Source organism: Acidovorax sp. KNOB132 (assembly GCF_057541515.1).
In genome coordinates this window covers 1-5,540 of the sequence record NZ_BAAJYT010000238.1, presented here as the reverse complement: position 1 = coordinate 5,540, position 5,540 = coordinate 1, and the positions used below count along the sequence as shown (strand labels likewise).

Below are 5,540 nucleotides of genomic sequence, written 5' to 3'. Positions count from 1 at the left end.
GGGGCGGCGTGCGCCGCCTCGTCCGGGGTCTGGACAGCACCACCCACCAGGGCGGCGGCCTCGACCTCGTTCACGACCAGCGTGTCCACCAGCGGCCACAGCGCATCGGGCAGGGGCTGCATGGGCGAGGGGTTGAGCACCACGCGGCAACTGGCGGCGTGCGCCTGGGCGGCCGCGGCCAGCACCTGGGGCAGCGGCACTTCGAACTGGGCTACCAGGCAGGCTGCTCCCTGCACCGCGGGTGCCAGGGTGGCGGGGTCCAGCACGAACTGCAGGTTGGCCCCAGCGGCCACGACGATGCGGTTTTGCGCCGCGTCGTCCACCACGATGGCGGCCAGACCGGTCGGGGCGCTGTCGTCGGTCTGCACACCCGAGTGGTCGATGCCGTCGGCGTCAAGCGCTGCCCGCAGCGCCTGGCCGTTGCCGTCGGCGCCCACGCGCCCGAACAGGTGCACGTCCGCGCCCAGGCGGGCGCACGCCACGGCCTGGTTGCCGCCCTTGCCGCCGGGAATGTGGTTCAGCGAGTGCGCCATGACGGTTTCGCCGGCGCCGGGCGCCTGGGGCACGCGCAGCACCAGGTCCATGTTGAGGCTGCCGACGACGGCAATGCGGGGGCGGGAGGGAGAGGCGGCGTTCATGCGCGGGAAAGAAGGGACAAAAAAGGGAAAGGAGCCCGGCAGGGTCAGGAAAAAAGGTAGCGGGCCGTGGAGGCGCGCACGCGCAATTCGGGCTGCAGCAGCACCTGGCGCAGCTCTTGCCGCTTGCCGTCGATGCGTTCCAGCAGCATGTCCACCGCCAGAGCACCGATGCGCAGCTTGGGCTGGGCGACGGTGGTGAGCGGCGGGCTGGTGAAGGCGGCCAGTTCGATGTCGTCGAAGCCGACGACCGACAGGGCATCGGGAATGCGCAGCTGCCGCTCGTTCGCGGCGCACAGCGCGCCCATGGCCATGAGGTCGTTGCACACGAAGACGGCGCTTGGTGCGGAAGGAGCACGGAACAGCGCCTGCATCGCCTCGTAGCCGCCCTGGCTGGTGAAGTTGCCGTGCGACAGCATGCCCTCGGAGGACGCGCCGGCCTCGGCCAGCGCCTCGCGCCAGCCCGCGATGCGCTGCTCGCTGGGCGCCAGCCCCTGCGGCCCGCCGATGCAGGCGATGCGGCGGTGCCCCAGGTCCAGCAGGTGGCGGGTGGCCAGCCGCCCACCCTGGGCGTGCGCGGTCTCCACCAGGTCGCAGGGCGGCTGGGGCACCTCGATCTCGCGGTCCACGAGCACGGTGGGGATCGACAGGCCTTCCAGCTGCCGCGCCAGCGTGGCGTCGTGCCCGGTCGAGACCACGATCAGCCCGTCGATGCGCCGCTCGGCCAGCACCTGCAGGTAGGAGGCCTGGCGCTGCGCCTCGTCGTTGGTGTTGCACAGGATGAGGTTGTAGCCCGCGCCGAAGCAGCGGTCCTCCACGCTGTGCACCACCTCGGCGAAGTACGGGTTGGAGCTGTTGGGGATCAGCATGCCCAGGGTGCGCGTGTGGTTGCGCTTGAGGCTGCGCGCGATGGCGCTGGGCACGTAGCCCAGCTCGCGGATCGCGGCCTCCACGCGCGCGCGGCCCTCGGCACTCACGTGGCGCGTGCCGTTGACCACGTGCGACACGGTGGTCACCGACACTTCGGCACGGCGGGCGACGTCCTTGATGGTGGCCATGGGATCAGGGGTGCAGGTGCGGGGCGGCCCGGGGATTAAACGGCTGCCCGGCGCTGGCGCACGGTATCGACGATCACGGCGGCCACGATCACGCAGCCGGTGATGATGCGCTTGCTCGGCTCGCTCGCGCCGATCTGCGCCAGGCCCGCCTCCAGCACCGCGATGATGAGCACGCCGAACGCGGTGGTGATGACCGAGCCGCGCCCGCCCATCAGGCTGGTGCCGCCGATCACCACGGCGGCGATCACCTGCAGCTCCATGCCGGTGCCGGCATTGGGGTCGGCCGCTTCCAGGCGCGCGGACTGCATCAGCCCCGCCAGCCCGGCCAGCAGGCCGGTGAGCGCGAACACCGCGATCCGGATGGGGCGCGGGTCCACGCCCGCCAGGCGCATGGCCTCTTCGTTGGTGCCGATGCCCACCAGGCACCGGCCGAACACCGTGCGCGACAGCACCAGCTGCGCCACCACCACCAGCACGAGGGCCAGCACGAACGCCACCGAGACGCCGCCCGCCACGGGCGCCGACAGCCAGGAGATCGCGTCGCCCACGTATTGCGTGCGCGAATCGGTCACCACGTAGGCGCCGCCGCGCACCGCCTCCAGCATGCCCAGCGAAACGATGAACGAGGGCAGGCGCCAGGCCACCGACACCGCGCCGGTCACCGTGCCGCAGATCAGGCCGGTGGCCAGCGCCAGCGCGGCCGCGGCCGGCACGCTCCATTTCCACTGCAGGATGGCGGCGGCCGATGTGGCGGCCGACAGCGCCATCACCGAGCCCACCGACAGGTCGATGCCCGCGATGATGAGCACGAACGTCATGCCCACCGCCATCACGGCCAGCGCCGGGATCTCGTTGGCGATGGTGACGAAGGTTTCGCGGCTCCAGAAGTACTCGGACATCCACGAAAACAGCACGACCATGCCGACCAGCACGGCCGCCAGCCCCAGGAAGGTGCCCAGTTGCGTGCGCCAGACGGAGGCGGATGTGGCGGCGGAAGAAGAAGGGGCGGCGGCCTGGGGCGCCGGTGCGGGGGTGTTCATGCGGAAAGGGGTTTTTGGGCGGCCGTGCGGCCACCGGGTTCGGAAAAAGCGGCCGCGAGCAGGGACTGTTCGGTCCACTGGCCGCGTTCGAACACGGCCACCAGGCGCCCGGCGCTCATCACGCCGATGCGGTCGGCCATGGCCATCAGTTCGCGCAGGTCGGACGACACCATGCACAGCGCGCGCCCGGCGTCCGCCATGCGGTCGAGTTCGGCATACAGGTCGGCGCGCGCGCCCACGTCCACGCCGCGCGTGGGTTCGTCCAGCAGCAGCACGCGGCCGTCGCGGTGCAGCCAGCGGGCGAACACCACCTTCTGCTGGTTGCCCCCCGACAGCTGGCCCACGGGCTGCTCGGGCCCGCGGCAGCGCACGCCCAGCGTGCGGATGAAACCCTGCACCACGCTGCTTTCGTGCGCCCGGCGCAGCCAGCCCAGGCGCGAGACGGCCGACAGGTCGGACAGCGTGGCGTTCACGCGGATCGGCTGCGTGAGCAGCAGGCCCTGCGACTTGCGGTCCTCCGCCACCAGCCCGATGCCCGCCGCGATGGCCTGCATCGGCGAGGCGAAGCCGCGCGGAATGCGGCGTTCGCGCGGCTCGTGGGAATCGTTTGCTATTGAATTTGTAGCGTTATGCCATAGTACCGATTGTGCTGGAGGCCGATTTGGATCATGTCCTTCGGACAGCACCACCGTGCCCCGGTCCGCCCGGTCGGCGCCGAACAGCAGGCGCAGCAGCTCGGTGCGGCCCGAGCCCACCAGACCCGCGATGCCGAAGACCTCGCCCGCGCGCAGCTCCAGGTTCACGTCCTGCACCGCCGTGCCCCGGCCCAGGCCCTCGGTGCGCAGCACCACCGGGCCGGCCTGGCGGCGTGGGCGGTGTTCCAGGTCGCTCACCGCGCGGCCCACCATGCGCTGCACCAGATCGGCCTCGCTCAGTCCGGCCATGGGGCGGGCGTCCACCAGCGCGCCGTCGCGCAGCACGGCCACGCGGTCGGCGATGCGGCGCAGTTCCTCCAGCCGGTGCGACACATAGACGATCGCCACCCCGCGCGCCGTGAGCCGCGCGATCTGCTCGAACAAATAGTTGGTCTCCCGCGGCGTGAGCATGGCGGTGGGTTCGTCCAGCACCAGCACGCGCGTGTCGTCGTGCAGGTTGCGGGCGATCTCCACCATCTGCTGCTGCCCCAGCCCCAGGCGCGCGACCGGCGTGGCCGGGTCGATGTCGGTCAGGCCGATCTTGGCCAGCTGCGTGCGGGCGGCTGCATGCAGCGCGCCGCGGCGCAGCCAGCCCGCGCGGTGCGGCAGGCGGCCCATCAGCAGGTTCTCGGCCACGGTGAGCGTGGGAATCAGGCCCAGCTCCTGCATGACCATGCGCACGCCCTGGCCCTCGGCGTCGCGGCGCGAGGCGGGCGCATAGGGGTGGCCCGCGAGCCGCATGCTGCCGCGAGAGGCCGGCTCCAGCCCGCACAGGATCTTGGACAGCGTGCTCTTGCCCGCGCCGTTCTCCCCGGTGAGGGCCAGCACCTCGCCCGCATGCAGCGACAGCGTCACCGTGTGGAGCACCGTGGTGGCGTGGTAGTCCTTGCCCACGCCGATCATCTCCAGCAGGGGGGCGGACGCGGGCGCGGCGGCGGGCGGCAAAGGGGGCACGGGGTCGGTCCTCAGGTCAAAGGCGGCAGGCGAGGAGGTCGGCAGGCGCTGCGGGCGCGCTTACTTGCTGTCCTTGGTGACCAGCACCACCTCGGTCTTGACCTCGGCCGGCAGCTGGGCCTGCGGCGTCTTGGCGGCCAGGGCCTTCTGCACCAGTTCGATGCCGAACACGGCCTGCTTGGCGGCGTACTGGTCGGCCGTGGCGAGCACGCGGCCATCGGCCAGCATGGGCTTGATCGCGTTGATGTTGTCGTAGCCCACCACCTGCACCTTGCCGGCCTTGCCGGCGGCCTTCACCGCGGCCACCGCGCCCAGCGCCATGCTGTCGTTGCCGGCCAGCAGCGCCACCAGGTCGGGGTGCTCGCGCAGCATGCCGGCAGCGACCGTGTTGCCCTTCTCGATCTCCCACTGGCCGGACTGCACGCCCACCACCTTGATGTTGGCGGCCTTCATCGCGTCCTGGAAGCCCAGCGTGCGCTGCTGGGCGTTGAACGTGGTCGACACGCCTTCGATGATGCCGACCTTGTCGCCCGCCTTGATCGATTTGGCCAGGTAGTCGCCCACCAGCTTGGCGCCTGCGCGGTTGTCGGGGCCGACGAAGGGCACGGTCAGGTTCTTTTCCTTGAGCGCATCGGTGTCCAGGCGGTTGTCGATGTTCACCACCAGGATGCCCTTGTCCACCGCCGCCTTGACGGCCGGCACCAGCGCCTTGGAATCGGCCGGTGCCAGCACGATGGCGTTGACCTTCTGCGCCACGGCCTGCTCGATCATCTTGATCTGCGCGGCGGTGTCCGTCTCGTTCTTGATGCCGTTGGCCACCAGCGTGTATTCGCTGGCATGCCCCTTTTGGTGCGCCTTGGCGCCGTCTTCCATGGTGCGGAAGAACTCGTTGGCCAGCGATTTCATCACCAGCGCGATCTTGGGCTTGTCCTGCGCGAACGCGGGCGAGGCCAGCAGGCCCCCCAGCACGGCGAGGGCGGCGGCGGTTTGAACGGAGCGGCGGGTCAAGGGCATGGTGTCTCCTGGAAAAGGCGTTGTCGGGGTGCGGAATGCGCCGGTTGCGGACCTGATTGGGGCTGTCGAAAGAGCCCCGATCTCCATCCGGAAAAACCGCCGCGGACCGCCATGGTAGCGAAAGCAAACGTTTGCGCAAACGTT

5 protein-coding genes are annotated in these 5,540 nt (G+C 70.8%); all 5 read right to left on the bottom strand.

Annotated features, from left to right (window positions below):
• Positions 1 to 638 (bottom strand): PfkB family carbohydrate kinase (locus AC27IO_RS19845; RefSeq protein WP_498740352.1); only part of this gene is annotated, 638 nt, incomplete at its 3' end.
• Positions 639 to 682: 44 nt separating this feature from the next.
• Positions 683 to 1,693, bottom strand: a complete 1,011-nt coding sequence (locus AC27IO_RS19840) for a LacI family DNA-binding transcriptional regulator (RefSeq protein ID WP_498740350.1) — start codon at positions 1,691 to 1,693, stop codon at positions 683 to 685.
• A gap of 35 nt (positions 1,694 to 1,728) precedes the next feature.
• The gene (locus AC27IO_RS19835; RefSeq protein ID WP_272565210.1) at positions 1,729 to 2,733 is read right to left on the bottom strand and encodes an ABC transporter permease; all 1,005 of its coding nucleotides are present in this window, start codon (positions 2,731 to 2,733) and stop codon (positions 1,729 to 1,731) included.
• Entirely contained in the window at positions 2,730 to 4,331 is a 1,602-nt protein-coding gene (locus tag AC27IO_RS19830; RefSeq protein ID WP_498740354.1) for a sugar ABC transporter ATP-binding protein, read from the bottom strand. The genes AC27IO_RS19835 and AC27IO_RS19830 overlap by 4 nt, the downstream gene beginning before the upstream one ends.
• A 111-nt stretch (positions 4,332 to 4,442) precedes the next feature.
• Positions 4,443 to 5,396, bottom strand: coding sequence for a sugar ABC transporter substrate-binding protein (locus AC27IO_RS19825; RefSeq protein ID WP_498740348.1), 954 nt, complete (start codon positions 5,394 to 5,396; stop codon positions 4,443 to 4,445).
• Between the last annotated feature and the right edge of the window lie 144 nt (positions 5,397 to 5,540).

Excerpts from the sequence above, each read along its gene's own strand:
- AC27IO_RS19835 (WP_272565210.1), bottom strand. The coding sequence starts at position 2,733 with ATGAACACCCCCGCACCGGCGCCCCAGGCCGCCGCCCCTTCTTCTTCC.
- AC27IO_RS19840 (WP_498740350.1), bottom strand. The coding sequence starts at position 1,693 with ATGGCCACCATCAAGGACGTCGCCCGCCGTGCCGAAGTGTCGGTGACC.
- AC27IO_RS19825 (WP_498740348.1), bottom strand. The coding sequence starts at position 5,396 with ATGCCCTTGACCCGCCGCTCCGTTCAAACCGCCGCCGCCCTCGCCGTG.
- AC27IO_RS19830 (WP_498740354.1), bottom strand. The coding sequence starts at position 4,331 with ATGATCGGCGTGGGCAAGGACTACCACGCCACCACGGTGCTCCACACG.